The sequence below is a fragment of the Pseudomonas sp. 2822-15 genome, from assembly GCF_002742515.1.
Classification (GTDB): Bacteria; Pseudomonadota; Gammaproteobacteria; order Pseudomonadales; family Pseudomonadaceae; genus Aquipseudomonas; species Aquipseudomonas salomonii.
Genome location: NZ_LJRY01000187.1, coordinates 199,053 through 213,203 on the forward strand (window position 1 = coordinate 199,053; position 14,151 = coordinate 213,203).

A 14,151-nucleotide genomic window follows, 5' to 3' on the forward strand; every position below is an offset into this window, starting at 1 on the left:
AATACAACAATGTCCAAGAAAATATTCGTAACCGATACCATCCTGCGCGACGCCCACCAATCGCTGCTGGCGACCCGCATGCGCACCGATGACATGCTGCCGATCTGCGACAAGCTCGACAAAGTCGGCTACTGGTCCCTGGAAGTCTGGGGCGGCGCGACCTTCGATGCCTGCGTGCGTTTCCTCAAGGAAGACCCGTGGGAGCGCCTGCGCAAGCTGCGCGCCGCGCTGCCTAACACACGCCTGCAAATGCTGCTGCGTGGCCAGAACCTGCTGGGCTACCGCCACTACAGCGACGACGTGGTCAAAGCCTTCGTCGCCAAGGCTGCTGTGAATGGCATCGACGTGTTCCGCATCTTCGACGCCATGAATGACGTGCGTAACCTGCGTGTGGCTATCGAAGCGGTCAAAGCTGCCGGCAAACATGCCCAAGGCACCATTGCCTACACCACCAGCCCGGTGCACACCATCGAGGCATTCGTGGCCCAGGCCAAGCAAATGGAAGCCATGGGTTGTGACTCGGTGGCGATCAAGGACATGGCCGGCTTGCTGACCCCGTACGCCACCGGCGAACTGGTCAAGGCGTTGAAGGCAGAGCAAAGCCTGCCGATCTTCATCCATTCGCATGACACCGCTGGCCTGGCTGCGATGTGCCAACTCAAGGCGATCGAAAACGGTGCCGAGCATATCGACACCGCCATTTCCAGCTTCGCCTGGGGCACTAGCCACCCCGGCACCGAGTCGATGGTTGCCGCCCTTAAAGGCAGCGAATTCGACACTGGCCTGAGCCTGGAACTGCTGCAGGAAATTGGCCTGTACTTCTACGCCGTGCGCAAGAAGTACCACCAGTTCGAAAGCGAGTTCACCGCCGTCGACACCCGCGTGCAAGTCAACCAGGTGCCGGGTGGGATGATTTCCAACCTGGCCAACCAGTTGAAAGAGCAGGGCGCTCTCAACCGCATGAGCGAAGTGCTGGCCGAAATCCCGCGGGTGCGTGAAGACCTGGGCTTCCCGCCGCTGGTCACGCCGACCTCGCAGATCGTCGGCACCCAGGCGTTCTTCAACGTGCTGGCCGGTGAGCGCTACAAGACCATCACCAACGAAGTGAAGCTCTACCTGCAAGGCGGCTACGGCAAGGCGCCGGGCACCGTGAACGAGAAGCTGCGTCGCCAGGCTATTGGTAGCGAAGAGGTGATCGACCATCGCCCGGCCGACCTGCTCAAGCCGGAGATGACCAAGCTGCGCGGCGAAATCGGCGCATTGGCCAAGTCCGAAGAAGACGTGCTGACCTACGCCATGTTCCCGGACATCGGGCGCAAGTTCCTCGAAGAACGTGACGCCGGCACCCTCACGCCTGAAGTGCTGTTGCCGATCCCCGAAGCCGGCGGTGTAGCACGTGCCGGTGGCGAAGGCGTGCCGACTGAGTTCGTCATCGATGTGCACGGCGAAAGCTACCGTGTGGACATCACCGGTGTCGGCGTGAAAGCCGAAGGCAAGCGCCACTTCTACCTGTCCATCGACGGCATGCCCGAAGAAGTGGTGTTCGAACCGCTCAACGAGTTTGTCAGCAGCGGCGGCAGCAAGCGCAAGCATGCAACCGAGCCGGGCCATGTCAGCACGGCGATGCCGGGCAACATCGTCGACGTGTTGGTCAAGGAAGGCGACGTGGTCAAAGCCGGCCAGGCGGTGCTGATTACTGAGGCCATGAAGATGGAAACCGAAGTGCAGGCAGCGATTGCCGGCAAGGTAACCGCCGTTCATGTGGCCAAGGGCGACCGGGTCAACCCTGGCGAAATCCTGATTGAAATCGAAGGCTGATACAGCCTTCGACACTACCGCTTAATCCTCGGGGGGGCAGGTGCCCCCCTTTTTTTTGCCTGAAATTTACCGATCAGCGCGGTTTAAAAATTCATCTTCCACTCGCCCGTCAGGCCCTGGCTGCGGCTCTGGGTACCGGCTTGGGCGCTGTAGGTCAGGCCGACACTGTGTTCGGTCGACAAGGCGAGGTCGAGGCCGGCTTGCATGCCGAGGCTATTGCGGTCCAGCGAGGAGCCGGTGACGGTGAAGCTGTCGATGACCCCCGGTGCGGCGCGAGAGGATTGGCGCACTTGGCTGTCGACTTCTCCGTAGAGGTGCTTCCAATGAGTACTCAGGTGGGGTGTGAGGCTCATCCGATTGTCGAACCGGTACACCGTGGCCAGCCGCAGGCCAACGGTGCTGTTCAGGTTTTGCTGGGTCTGTGAGCCGACGTTCAGCGCGGTCAAACCGCCCTTTTCTTTGAACCTGTCGCGGTGATAGCGCTGATAGCCCAGGCCTGCGAAGGGCTCTACGTGTAGGTCGGCACTGCCCAATTGGTAACCCAGCTCTGAAAACACCGTTTGGCTTTGAGCGTTATAGTTGCCCTGGAGTTGCTCCTTGAAGCCGAGCAAGTTGACGTCACGTTTGTTCTTGCCCGCGTGATCGCTGTAGAACGCCCCCAGCCGCAGGGCCAATGGGCCGTCCTGACGCACGGCATAGCCGCCCAGGTGCAAGCTGTCGAGCTCGCCTTTGAAACGTTGAGCTTGCAGCTCGCTGGTGGACCTGGCACCCATTACACCGACTCGCCAGGCGTCACCCACGGCCCAATCGGCGCCCAGCATCAAGCCTTTGGTGTCGTGCTTGAGACCGTCACCGCCGCCTTGTTTATCGAGCTTGCCGCCGTTGCCCAGGCCTTGCATCCAAAAGTGGCCGTCGCCATCGTTGGGCAGCGTGCGCAGGGTTGAGAGCAATGAGTGGCTGATGTGCGCGGTGGCGTTTTGGGTCGCGCCCGCCAAGTTGGCATTCTGGCTGCCTGCCAACTGCTCGAACGCCGCACCCAGGCCGCCTGGTTGTTGGGACAGGGCGTCAGCGGCTTTTTGCAGGCTTTTGATTTCTTCCGAGGTCAGGTCGCCGGCTTGCAGTGCACGTTGCAATGCAGGTTTAAGCACCGCGGCCAGTTGCTGGCCGTTATGAGTCGTCGCCTGGTTGAAGTAGCTGTCGAGGGGGACGATCTCGGCCGGAGGCTCGTAATGCCACGGGTCATTGGCCGCGTCGAGTTCGAACTTGAAGGGAGTGGCTGCCAAGGTAAAGGGCGAACTGGCTACGCCAACAGCAAGGGCAATAGCGCGTGCAAGGTTCAGGGCGGAAAAGGGCATGAAGTCGTGACCTCTGATGAATGAGGCCGGGAATTTAGCGAGATCGCGAGGTGATAACTGTCGGGCTATCGACCCCTGGCTTGCGGGAGTTGTCTCTACTGCGGTGCGATTAAAACCGTATTTGCCTTTGGCTTGTCAGCGTGTGGTTGTGGCTGTTGCCTTGAGCGTCACCCCCGCCGCACATAGCCTTTGCCGTAGTGCCGCTCCAGGCGCGCCTGGATCAGTTCCAGCCCGAGGGACATCACCCAGTAAATGATTGCGGCGGTCGTGAGCATTTCGATGTATCGATAGCTTGATCGCCCGTAAGACTGCGCCAGGAACATCACTTCCCACACGCCCATCACCGAGATCAGGGACGAGTCCTTGAGCATGGAGATGAACTGGTTGGTGGCGGGCGGCACGATGGTGCGCATGGCCTGGGGCAGGGTGACGTGCCAGAAGATCGCGCTGTCACGCATGCCCAGGGCCAGGGCGGCTTCCCGTTGGCCGTGGGGAACACCGAGGATGCCGGCGCGGAATATTTCGCTCAGGTAAGCGCCGTAATTCAGCGAGAGCGCGATGATCCCGGCGACGAGGGCGCCTGGCACCAGGCCCAGTTGGGGCAGGCCCAGATAAATCAGCAGGATCTGGATCAACAGCGGCGTGCCGCGAAAGAACGATGCGTAAAAACTCGCAATGCCAAAGGCCACGGCGCTTTTCGACAGGCGCCCCAGCGCGGTGATAAAACCCAGCACCGACGAGGCGACTATCGAGCATAGGCACAGAAACAGCGTCAGCGCTGCGCCTTGCAAAAACCCGTTGGGCGCCAGGTGCACGCCGACCAGGTTGGGCAGCTTGTCGAGGATGATCGAGAACTTCAGGTCAAAGCTCAGGAAGAAGCTGGCGAACAGGCAAAACAGCGCTGCCCACGTCAGGTACAACCGCGTACGAAAGCCAAAGAGTCGCTGTAGCCGCGATGCGTTCACCGGCGGCTTGGGGGGTGTCGGGAAGGCGGTCATTTGCTGATATCGGCACCGATCCATTTTTGCGACAGCTTGCTCAAGGTGCCGTCCTGTTTCAACTGTGCGAACACTTCGCGCACCTTGGCGTCCCACTGCGGGTCACCTTTCTCGATGGCCACCGAATTGGGCTCGGCATACAGCGATTCACCGGCGAGCTTGAAGCGCTTGTCCTGGTTCAGGCGCGGTTGGGCCGTGACCAGGTTGGTGAGGATCGCATCCAGGCGCACACCGGCGCCCAGACCCAGGTCCTGGAAGGCGACGTTATCGGTGTCGTACGGGGCGATCTGCACATCCTCGAACGGGTACTGAAGTTGCGTTTCTTCGGCGCCTTCGATCACCAGGTTCTTGTTCAGGTAGCTTTCATAGCTGGACGCGCTGGTGAGGCCGACTTTCTTGCCGCTGAGGTCTTTGGCGCCGTGGATGCGCTCATCCTTGGCATTGACAACGATCACCGCAGGCGAGGCGTAGTACTCCACCGGGAAATCAAACACCTCGGCGCGGGCCTTGCTCGGGGTCATGGAGCAGATGCAAATATCGTAGCGCCCGCCCCATCGACCTGCGGCAATCACATCCCAGGACGGCGTTTCCAGACGCAGCTTCACGCCTAATTTCTGCGCCACTGCCTTGGCCACGTCGACGTCAAAACCATCCAGTTGGTTCTGCTCGTTGAGAAACGAGAACGGTGGGTAGCTTTCCATCAGCACGCCCACCAGTTCTTTTTTCTGCTCAACCCGGTCAAGGGTTGCACCGCCAAAGGCTTGGGTAGAGGCAGCCAGCATCGTCAGGCCCAGGGCCAACAGCGGTTTAAGTTTCACAATCGACACCTGAATAAGAAAAGGGTTGTTATTAACCGGACGGTACGCATTAAATAGTTATAAGAACGACTCTCATAGTGAGTTATTTTCATAAGCATATGAGTAAAAAGCATATGGGCGCAGCAAACGCAATAATTCTCGATGGTGGCATGGGCCGTGAACTGCAACGCCGGGGCGCGCCGTTTCGGCAGCCGGAGTGGTCGGCATTGGCGTTGAGCGAAGCGCCGCAGGCCGTTGAGGCGGTGCACACGGCTTATATCCAGAGCGGTGCCAACGTGATCACCACCAACAGCTACGCGGTTGTGCCGTTTCATATTGGCGAAGCGCGGTTTGCTGCCGAAGGCCAGGCCCTTGCGGCGTTGGCCGGTGAATTGGCCCGACGTGCGGTACAGGCTTCAGGCCAGACGGTGCGCGTGGCAGGCTCATTGCCGCCGCTGTTCGGCTCCTACCGGCCTGATTTGTTCGAGGCCGGCCGAGTCAGCGAACTGCTGACGCCACTGGTGAATGGCCTGGCGCCCCATGTCGACCTATGGCTGGCGGAAACCCAGAGTTCGATCGTTGAGGCCCGGGCTATTCATGCCTGCCTGCCGCAGGACGGAAAACCGTTCTGGCTGTCGTTTACCTTGAAGGATGAAGACACCGATGAGGTGCCACGCCTGCGTTCTGGCGAACCGGTGGCAGACGCGGCTGAAGCGGCCGCGCAACTGGGTGTGGCGGTGCTGCTGTTCAATTGCAGCCAGCCGGAGGTGATTGGTGCAGCCATTGATACCGCGCGCCAAACGTTTGAGCGCCTGGGGGTGAGCATTCAGATCGGCGCGTACGCTAACGCCTTCCCGCCGCAACCCAAGGAGGCCACCGCGAACGATGGCCTCGACCCCCTGCGTGACGATCTCGACCCGCCCGGCTACTTGCACTGGGCCGCCGACTGGCAGGCACGCGGTGCCAGCCATTTGGGCGGTTGCTGCGGGATTGGGCCGGAACACATTGCCGTGCTCGCCCAGAAGCTGGCCTAAGGCTTAGATCGCCTGGCGGCGACACTCCGCCAGGCTTTTGAGCTGACCAGAACCGGTCTGGTTCGCTTCGCACAGCCACTCTTCAAAGCCTGCGCCCACGGTGGGCCATTCCGAATCCAGAATCGAATACCACGCGGTATCGCGATTCTGCCCCTTCACCACCATATGCTGGCGGAACACCCCTTCAAAGCTGAAGCCCAGGCGTTCGGCCGCGTATTTTGAGCGGGCGTTGCCGTTGTTGCACTTCCATTCCAGACGGCGGTAGCCCTGCTCAAACGCGTATTTGGCCAGCAGGTACACGGCCTCGGTGCTTTTCGGCGAGCGTTGCATCGGGGCGCCGAAGGTGACGTGGCCGATTTCAATGCGGCCCTGGGCCGGGACGATGGACATCAGGCTGAGGATGCCTTGCACATCGCCGCTGGCGCGGTCGATCACGCTGAAGAAATAAGGGTCGCTGTTGGTGGCATGGTTGTTGAGCCAGGCATCGAACGCGGCGCGCTCGGGGAAGGGGCCGTAAGGCAAATAGTCCCAGAGTTTCGGGTCGGCGCCCGGGCCTTCGAGGGCGCGGAACAGGCCGTCGGCATGCCGCGCCGGGTCGAGTTTTTCCAGACGGATAAAACGCCCTTCCAGCAGTTGAGCCTTGGGCGCCGGGACGCCTTTCCAGTCGGCGGGTGAGATAGGCATGCTGCGCTCCTTAAAGACCTTTGCGAAATTGAATAAAACCTGGGCGTTCGGCGATGCGTTCGTACAGCGCAATCGCGGTGGCGTTGGTCTCGTGGGTCAACCAGTGCACCTTGGCACAGTTATCGGCCTTGGCGGTGGCGTAGACGAATTCGATCAATTTGCGGCCCACGCCGGTGCCGCGTTGGGCCGGATCCACCAGCAGGTCCTGCAGGTAGCAGGCATTCTCGATGCTCCAGTTGGAGCGATGGTAGATAAAGTTGACCAGGCCCACCGCTTTGCCGTCCTGCCAGGCGAGCGCCGAATGGGTCGGCTCGTTGGCATCGATCAGGCGTTGCCAGGTGCTTTGGCTGACGGCGTCCGGCAGTTCGGTTTCGTAGAACTTCAAGTACGCCTGCCACAGCGGCAGCCACGCGGCGTGGTCGGCGGCCGTGACCTGGCGGATGTCGATCTGACTCATTCGGAAACTCCTTGGGGAATAAAGCGCGCGAGGGTCTGGTCGCGTACATCAATGCTGGCAGCCAGGCCTTCGCGCACGCCGGCAATATCGGCTGCGCTGCGGTTCTGGCTGAGTTTGCGCTTGCCGATCAGGCGCTCGATGGGCAGGGCGAAGCCGACGATGGCCTTGAGCATGCCGTCAATGTAGTCGGTCGGGGCGTCGCTGACTTTCCACGGCTGGGCGCGGTTGCCTTCGTGGCGATCGGTGAGGGCGGTAACCACCGCGAGCAGCCGCTCGGCGTCGGTAAATACCTCAGCCTTGCCGTAGGCATGCACGGCGATGTAATTCCAGGTGGGCACCACTTTGCCGTGCTCGGCCTTGGCCGGGTAAAACGCCGGGCTGATATAAGCGTCGGCACCGGCAAAGATCACCAGTGCTTCGCTGCCATTTTGCAGGTCACGCCATTGTGGATTGGCCTTGGCCAAGTGCCCGTACAGCGTGCCATTGGGGCCTTCATCGGGATTAAGCAGCAGCGGCAAATGGCTGGCCTGCAGGCCTTGCTCACCAACGGTCACCAACTGCGCCAGGCGGGTGTGCTGGATCAGTTGCTGCAGTTCAGGCAAATCATTGAGGGCAAAGGCGCGCGGTGTATACATGGAAATTTTCCTTGGCGAATGCCTGCATCCTAGGCAGGCTAATGGTTCGTTGTAAGAGCCATCTGGCACCAATTTCATAGGTCCAATATGTCACCCATCACGCCGCCGCTGTCGTTCAACCCCGCGGGTATCGAGTTGGATCGTCGCCAGGGGCTTACTCGGCAGCTCTATGAAGCGCTGCGCCAGCGGGTGCTGGACGGGCGGCTGGTGAGCGGCACGCGATTACCCGCCACGCGTGATCTGGCGGCGGCCCTGTCGATCTCGCGCAACAGCGTAGTGCGCGCCTACGATCAGCTGTACGCAGAAGGGTTTATCGAAAGCCGAGTGGGTGACGGCACCTATGTGGCCCAACTGCCTACGGCAAAAAAACTATCCACAAAAGTATCCACAGGGTTTTCAACAGGGTTACCCCCAGCCTTATCCACAAAATGGGCGGATTTGCCGGAAGATCTGGACAATGAAGTTATCCACAGCGCGGGCCTGACACGGGTAAAAAACAACCACCTGGCTCACCCTCCAGCCGGGCCGCCGCGGGCCTTTCGTGTGGGTGTGCCGGCCTTCGACCTGTTCCCGTTTGATATATGGGCCAAGCTGAATGGGGCGTTCTGGCGCAAGCCGAACCTGGAACTGCTGTGCTATGGCGACCCGGCCGGCGACGATCGTTTGCGCGGTCTGATCGCTGCGTATTTGCGCAGTTCACGTGGCATGCAATGCACGGCTGAACAAATTGTGATCACCAGTGGCGCACAGCAAGCAATTAGCCTTTGTGCACAGTTGCTGGTAGAGCCTGGGGACGGCGTGGCGGTGGAAAATCCCGGTTACCGCGCCGCCGGCCACGCGTTCGCCCTGGCCGGCGCGCGATTGCATGGCGTGCCGGTAGACAGCGAGGGCATGGATAGCCAGGTGCTTAACACCCTGGATGACTGTCGTGTGGCCTATGTCACGCCGTCCCACCAATACCCGTTGGGCGTGGTGATGAGCCTGGCGCGGCGCCTGGAGCTGCTGGCCTGGGCCGAGCGTAGCGGCGGTTGGGTCATCGAGGACGACTACGACGGAGAGTATCGCTACAGCGGCGCGCCCCTGTCGCCGTTGGCGGCCCTGGATCGCAGTGGGCGCGTGTTGTATGTCGGCACCTTCGGCAAGGTGGCGTTCCCGGCGTTGCGCCTGGGTTACCTGGTGTTGCCACCGGGGCTGGTGCAAGCCTTCACTCGCCGCCGCGCGGTGGATATGCGCCATTCCGAAGTCAGTACCCAGGCGGTGATGGCCGAATTCATGGCGGCCGGGCATTTCCAGCGGCACATCCGCCGGATGCGTCGCGCCGCGCTCAGCCGACGCAATGCGTTGTTGGCCGGATGGCCCGCCGGGTTGCCCGGGGTCGGTGCTTTGCCCAATGTCGCGGCGGGGTTGCACATCACGGTGCGGGTGGACAGCCTGGCCCGCGAGCAGGTATTGCTGGCTCAGGCCCATGCAGTGGATGTCGAGATCAATGGCTTGAGTAGCTATTGGCTGGCTGGCACACGCCCGCCACCGGACCAGCATGCTGGTCTGGTAATGGGGTTTGCCGCCGTGCCCGAGGCAGCTATCGCGAAGGCGCTGATGCGCTTGCGCCAGGCGTGGAAGGCATAGCTGCTCTGCGGTTGAAGAACAGTGACTCGGCCAGTTGCTCGCTGATCCTGCTGCGATGGATCTCTATCAACTCCCAATCACTGGGTCCGGTGCGTTGGTGGGACCCACCGAGCCGTTGTTGTTCGCGGGTCTTGAGATGGCCCTTGGTGAAATTCTCCGGCTCGGCATCCTTGGTTTCATAATGGAAGTGCGCGAACCACAGCACAGCGCCGTTCTCCTTATCGCGAATCTCGTATTCGTCCAGGTAGTCCTTCCAGGGCCCCTTGAGGGGGCGGCGCTTGCCGACCCTGGCAATGGTGATCAGCCCTTCGCTGTGCAGCCAATTCACCCGTTCGGCGGTGGGGAGCTGACGCTTGATCATGTCGATATAGGTTTTTTTACCCAACCGGTAGAAACGCTGTGCCGCGTCGTTGAGATTGCGGTTGGTCACTGCGGCGGAAACATGATCGCTTTCCGTGAGATTGCGCTGGGTCAGCGCTTCTTCGATGTTCTTTGACGCGTCTTCCAGAACCTTTGCATAGTCATCGTACATATCTCGAATATCTTGCGGTGCGTGCCAGGGCTTCCTTGAGAAGCCCTCGTATTTGCGAACTTCAGCCCTCTCGGCCTCTAACAGCGTTTTCCCGGCGTTGATGCTGGTGTCCAGGTCCACGGAAACAGGGGCGGGTGGATTCAGTGGAGTTCTGTGCCGTGTGACCCAGACGCCTGGTGACTTTTCATGGAATGTGGCGATCACCTTGCCGGTCATGCTGGCCTTGACATCGACCAGGGAACTGTCGGTTTCTCGCAGCTCACCCATGACCAAGCCGTGATGACGTGTTTTGATCACTTTGCGCCGCGGGCGGGGCTCGGTCTTCGAGCCGCCGGGCTTGGGCTCCAGGGCTTTCTTCGCGCGCAGCAATTGCGCCAGGTCGCGCACAGCCCGCTGGCTGAATTCGCCAATCTGTTGGCGGAAACTTTCCAGGCGGCTTTTGTGCAAGTGTTGCGGGTAATCGGCGTGAAGATCGAGCAGGCGCTGGTCGGCACTGGAAAATTGCTCTACCAGGCTGTTGAGTACATCGATGCGCTCATCCAGCGATGCGCCATTACCGCGTTCCACAATCTCATTGAAACTCTCGACGTTCAGTTCGGCGCTATCGACGATCTGGCCCATCCGCTCGCGCAGCGTGGCGGGGATCTGGCGTTGCTCTTCATCGATACACAAGTAGCGGCCCAGGATGATCTCCAGGGATTTGAGTTCAGTGAGGGTTAGCTGTGGCAACTCCCCGATGGTTTTACGAATGACGGCTGCACCCTCATCTCCCAATGCTCTGAGATCGTTGAAACGGTCGTTGATGAACTGCAGGCGCTTGATGATTGCCTGGTTCAGGGTGGACAGGTCCTGGGCGCTGCGAACCTGGTTTTTATAGTCGATGTCAACCTCGGCATCGAGGATTGGGGCCGACGACTTCAGGGCCTCCCTATAACTCACCACTTGTTGATCCAAAGCGATCTGAGTCAGTTGCAATTGCTGTTTCAGGTAACCGCTCATATTGCTCTGGTAGGTGGGCACCGTGTCGATGATGCTCAAGGACTTCAGTTGGCTGATCGCTTCGTCGTACGCCGCCAGCCGGCCGTCGACTTTACTGATGAACGTTGTACGCCGCAGGTCTGTGGAAGGTCCGGGGGCAGCGTCCAGCGCAGGCTCTGCCTCAAGCACGTCCAGCTGTTGGCGGGCGGCGACCGCGTCGAAGGCGTTGAGTTGAGTCATAAGTGCCGCAATGCGCGCCGGCTGATCGATCTTGACCGCACGCCGCCGGTTTCGAAGACCGCCGCCGCGTAGCCGCAAACGGACATCGACAAACCATTGCCCCGCGAGGTTGCCGATCAGCGGGGGGCCGGTACGCGAAGGTTCTTTCGGGTCGATGATGACGACGCTGTCGTTGTCATCCACCGTGACCTCGAACCAACGCTCGCTGACCGGTGCGTACCACTTGTCTGCAAGCGGATAGAGATTGAGGTGGTGACCGGGGTTTTTATTTTGTTCACCGAGTTTTTCGGGCTTGGCGACCTTGAAACTGTCGAGCGTCTTGGCCAGTCCGAGGCGGCTGTGACTGAGGGCTCCGCGAGTGTGCACGGGGCCTTGATGCTTGGCTGAAAGTTGGCTGTCGGAAATAGTGGCCTGTTGCACTGAGGTAAGTGTCTTCTCGTTAACGGACGGCCTGTCTACCGTTTCAATCGTCGTTTTCTTTGGTTCAGTTCGGACTCTGGGGGGAGCGGATCGCTTGGGCGCTCCAGGGTGGCGCAGGGCGATGTGCAGCGTCAGCGCCATGCCGAGGTTGAGAAAGACATCCACCAACGCTGTCCAGGAGGCAGGTTGATCACTCTTGTTCACGGCCTCCTCGGCGGCCTGCAGGTCGTCCATGATTTGCCAGACCCAGGCGGCGATGCCAAGGGTGCGGCCCATGAAGGGCAGGGCGGCGTTGAAAATTTGCCAGCCGGCCTGCCGAAAGGTCGCCCAGCGTTTCTGCACGTTGGACACCGACTGGCGTGTCGCCAACTCGACCATGGCATTGGCGTTGGCCTTGAACAGCGTGGCAAAGATGTCATTGCCCATTTCTTCATCGCTCAACGTCACCGGGCCGCTCATGTACAGCACGGTCAGCGGTTCGACCAGTGCGCGCACCACGGTCCAGGGCGAAGGAAGGGTGTCGGGGAAAACGTATTGGGCGTAGTTGAATCTTTGCGCTTCAGGTAGCCAGGCCAACACCGACTCGCGCAAGGAGCGGTCATGTTTGATGGCATAGAGCAGGTTTTGCCGCGACGCAAATTGCATCAGGGCCGGCTCCAGCAACGGCCGATAGAGTACGCAGGGACCGTTGTCGGAATGCTTCGGGCCAATCACGAACATATTGGTGACCACGTCATGCTCAGGCCCGGGGCGCAGGCTGGGCACGAAGGCCAGGCAACGCATGACGATAGGGTGCCCGTCTACATGGCGCGCATGTTCATCGGTATGCATAACGGCGGCGACGTAGCGATAACCCAGCTCATCGAAGCCGCTCTGGCTTCGGATTTTCATCTGCAGGGCCAGCAACGGCAGTTGAATCTGCAGGTGGCCGATGTAGAGCTGTTGTCGGTGACTCGATTGGGTAGGGTCATCGAGCAGTTGCTGTTTGACCAGTGCGGGGTAGCGCTGACCGATATCGATGTCCTCGATCACGTCTTTCAGGTAGCTGTAGGTCAGCCAGGCGGGGGTGTCACTGCCCCTGCCGTTGTAGTGCACTGTCACGTTGCCGGTGGGCAGGCCGGTGAGGTTTTCCAAGGCCAGGTCGATCAGGCTGCGGCGTGTGGTGTCCACGGCTCCGGGGACGATAAACGTGCCCCACAGCACTGGGCTCTCAATGACGATCTCGATGTTGTCCAGGTTCAGGCGCGCGCCCTCTTCGGGGGAGCGGATAAGGTTTTGCAGCTGCGTCCGTGCGTAGTCACGAATGGCTGGAATGCCGTCCTGAAACGTTTCGCCGTGGTAATGGCTGTGCAGTTGGGCCAGGTTGATCATATAGCGGCCGTAGGCGGCGATATCGGAGTCCGTTGCCGACGCCAGCCAGCCTGGAAGTTGTCGGTGAATATCGCGGATATTCGACAGTTGGTGATCGCTCATTTCTTCGATACTGGGCACGATGCGGGCGACCGTTGTCGCGGGCGCCTGTGCTTCGACCGGGTCCTCCAGGCCGGATTCGCCGTAACTGCCTATGGCGTCGATTTGCAACGAGATCAGATTGCAGGCCAGCGTATCGAAGAAGTTGCTGTCGGGTTCATACAAGCGCCATTGCAAGGTGGCGTCCCTGTCGGACGCACTCATTCGTGCAGGCAGCGCGGCACCAAATTGTGCCAGTGACTCGAACGTCTCATACCCGCTCAGCAACGAGTGCGTCAGGATCATCGGGCAATTGGCGTGCTCGCCCACCAATACGGTGATATCCAGGAAGCTGACATGGGTGGACAGGCCGGCGTCAAGAATGTCCACGTCGACCAGGTACGCGTGGGTCTTGTAAGGGTCTTTCAGCGAACGTCTGGCCAGGTCGGGTTCCTGGAAAAATCCACGTGCCATCGCGCTTTCGTGCTCACTCAGACCTTGCTCTTCGGTGATGTTCCACACCTTCCTCAGTGTGCTGGAAAAGGCTTGCCAGCGCGGACCGGTGGCGCCATTGGACGCGTTCCAGAAGTCCAGTTGCTGTTCCTGGAACGCAGTGAACAGCAGGTCGGACAGCTCGTTGATCAAGCGTGCGATAGCATCGATTTTCACTGCCAAGTGCACAGGAATCAGAGCGTATGGCTGCAAGGTGAGGAAATGTTGGCCGTCGATATAGGTCACTCTCTCGCTGGACAGTGCCTGCCGGGCCAGCACGGACGTGAGCGGTTCGACAGTGGCCGGCGCACGCACGACGTCGTTGCCGACCACCTCCCATTGAGGGCTGACGACCATGGCCAGGTCGGGTTCGATATCCAGCGTGGGATATAACGCTTTGATGGCTGAGCGCAATGCCGTTGCGGCCACTTCGCGGATAGTGGGGCCACTGGTTAACTGGGTCAGCAGTTCATAGGTAGTAGGTGGGCGGTGATTGTTGACAGTGTCATTGGGCATGCGCAGCTCCGTTGCATTCAATGGCCCGTACGGGCTTTAAGGAACGCGCAAGGTAGCGAGCGACGTTACCGCAGGGGCGGTAGATACGTCGCGCTGCGGCTGGCTGCGATCATGAATCGA

The 14,151-nt window shown here is 60.4% G+C and carries 10 protein-coding genes; 3 read left to right on the top strand and 7 right to left on the bottom strand.

What is annotated here, in order from left to right:
* Positions 1-9: 9 nt before the first annotated feature.
* Complete coding sequence (oadA, locus tag AOA59_RS15695; protein WP_099488221.1) at positions 10-1,818, top strand: sodium-extruding oxaloacetate decarboxylase subunit alpha; 1,809 nt, start codon at positions 10-12, stop codon at positions 1,816-1,818.
* Positions 1,819-1,901: 83 nt separating this feature from the next.
* On the opposite strand, the gene AOA59_RS15700 is transcribed toward oadA, so the two are convergent.
* The 3 genes from AOA59_RS15700 to AOA59_RS15710 form a co-directional block, all read right to left on the bottom strand.
* Positions 1,902-3,173 (bottom strand): autotransporter domain-containing protein, encoded by a 1,272-nt coding sequence (locus tag AOA59_RS15700; protein ID WP_069785756.1) that lies wholly within the window; start codon positions 3,171-3,173, stop codon positions 1,902-1,904.
* Between the two features lie 167 nt (positions 3,174-3,340).
* Entirely contained in the window at positions 3,341-4,171 is an 831-nt protein-coding gene (locus tag AOA59_RS15705) for an amino acid ABC transporter permease (RefSeq protein ID WP_069785755.1), read from the bottom strand.
* Complete coding sequence (locus tag AOA59_RS15710) at positions 4,168-4,989, bottom strand: ABC transporter substrate-binding protein (RefSeq protein WP_068932278.1); 822 nt, start codon at positions 4,987-4,989, stop codon at positions 4,168-4,170. Before AOA59_RS15710 ends, AOA59_RS15705 begins: the two co-directional genes overlap by 4 nt.
* A gap of 113 nt (positions 4,990-5,102) precedes the next feature.
* Between AOA59_RS15710 and AOA59_RS15715 the strand changes: the two genes are divergently transcribed.
* Positions 5,103-6,002, top strand: coding sequence for a homocysteine S-methyltransferase family protein (locus AOA59_RS15715; RefSeq protein ID WP_099488222.1), 900 nt, complete (start codon positions 5,103-5,105; stop codon positions 6,000-6,002).
* 3 nt (positions 6,003-6,005) lie between these two features.
* Here AOA59_RS15715 and AOA59_RS15720 read toward each other — a convergent pair whose 3' ends face one another.
* Genes AOA59_RS15720 through AOA59_RS15730 form a run of 3 tightly spaced genes read right to left on the bottom strand, consistent with a single transcriptional unit; the run spans position 6,006 to position 7,778 of the window.
* A complete protein-coding gene (locus AOA59_RS15720; protein WP_099488224.1) occupies positions 6,006-6,686 on the bottom strand; it encodes a GNAT family N-acetyltransferase in 681 nt (226 codons plus the stop codon).
* A gap of 10 nt (positions 6,687-6,696) precedes the next feature.
* Positions 6,697-7,143, bottom strand: a complete 447-nt coding sequence (locus AOA59_RS15725) for a GNAT family N-acetyltransferase (RefSeq protein ID WP_099488226.1) — start codon at positions 7,141-7,143, stop codon at positions 6,697-6,699.
* Positions 7,140-7,778, bottom strand: a complete 639-nt coding sequence (locus AOA59_RS15730; protein ID WP_099488228.1) for an FMN-binding negative transcriptional regulator — start codon at positions 7,776-7,778, stop codon at positions 7,140-7,142. The genes AOA59_RS15725 and AOA59_RS15730 overlap by 4 nt, the downstream gene beginning before the upstream one ends.
* 87 nt (positions 7,779-7,865) lie before the next feature.
* Between AOA59_RS15730 and AOA59_RS15735 the strand changes: the two genes are divergently transcribed.
* On the top strand, positions 7,866-9,404 hold the full coding sequence (locus AOA59_RS15735; RefSeq protein ID WP_099488230.1) for a PLP-dependent aminotransferase family protein: 1,539 nt from the start codon (positions 7,866-7,868) through the stop codon (positions 9,402-9,404).
* Here the strand turns inward: AOA59_RS15735 and AOA59_RS15740 are convergent.
* A complete protein-coding gene (locus tag AOA59_RS15740) occupies positions 9,358-14,031 on the bottom strand; it encodes a dermonecrotic toxin domain-containing protein (protein WP_099488232.1) in 4,674 nt (1,557 codons plus the stop codon). The two genes, AOA59_RS15735 and AOA59_RS15740, sit on opposite strands and share 47 nt — an antisense overlap.
* Positions 14,032-14,151: the final 120 nt, after the last annotated feature.

Coding starts and splice junctions, on each gene's coding strand:
- oadA (WP_099488221.1), top strand. CDS start 10: ATGTCCAAGAAAATATTCGTAACCGATACCATCCTGCGCGACGCCCAC.
- AOA59_RS15700 (WP_069785756.1), bottom strand. CDS start 3,173: ATGCCCTTTTCCGCCCTGAACCTTGCACGCGCTATTGCCCTTGCTGTT.
- AOA59_RS15705 (WP_069785755.1), bottom strand. CDS start 4,171: ATGACCGCCTTCCCGACACCCCCCAAGCCGCCGGTGAACGCATCGCGG.
- AOA59_RS15715 (WP_099488222.1), top strand. CDS start 5,103: ATGGGCGCAGCAAACGCAATAATTCTCGATGGTGGCATGGGCCGTGAA.
- AOA59_RS15720 (WP_099488224.1), bottom strand. CDS start 6,686: ATGCCTATCTCACCCGCCGACTGGAAAGGCGTCCCGGCGCCCAAGGCT.
- AOA59_RS15725 (WP_099488226.1), bottom strand. CDS start 7,143: ATGAGTCAGATCGACATCCGCCAGGTCACGGCCGCCGACCACGCCGCG.
- AOA59_RS15730 (WP_099488228.1), bottom strand. CDS start 7,778: ATGTATACACCGCGCGCCTTTGCCCTCAATGATTTGCCTGAACTGCAG.
- AOA59_RS15735 (WP_099488230.1), top strand. CDS start 7,866: ATGTCACCCATCACGCCGCCGCTGTCGTTCAACCCCGCGGGTATCGAG.
- AOA59_RS15740 (WP_099488232.1), bottom strand. CDS start 14,031: ATGCCCAATGACACTGTCAACAATCACCGCCCACCTACTACCTATGAA.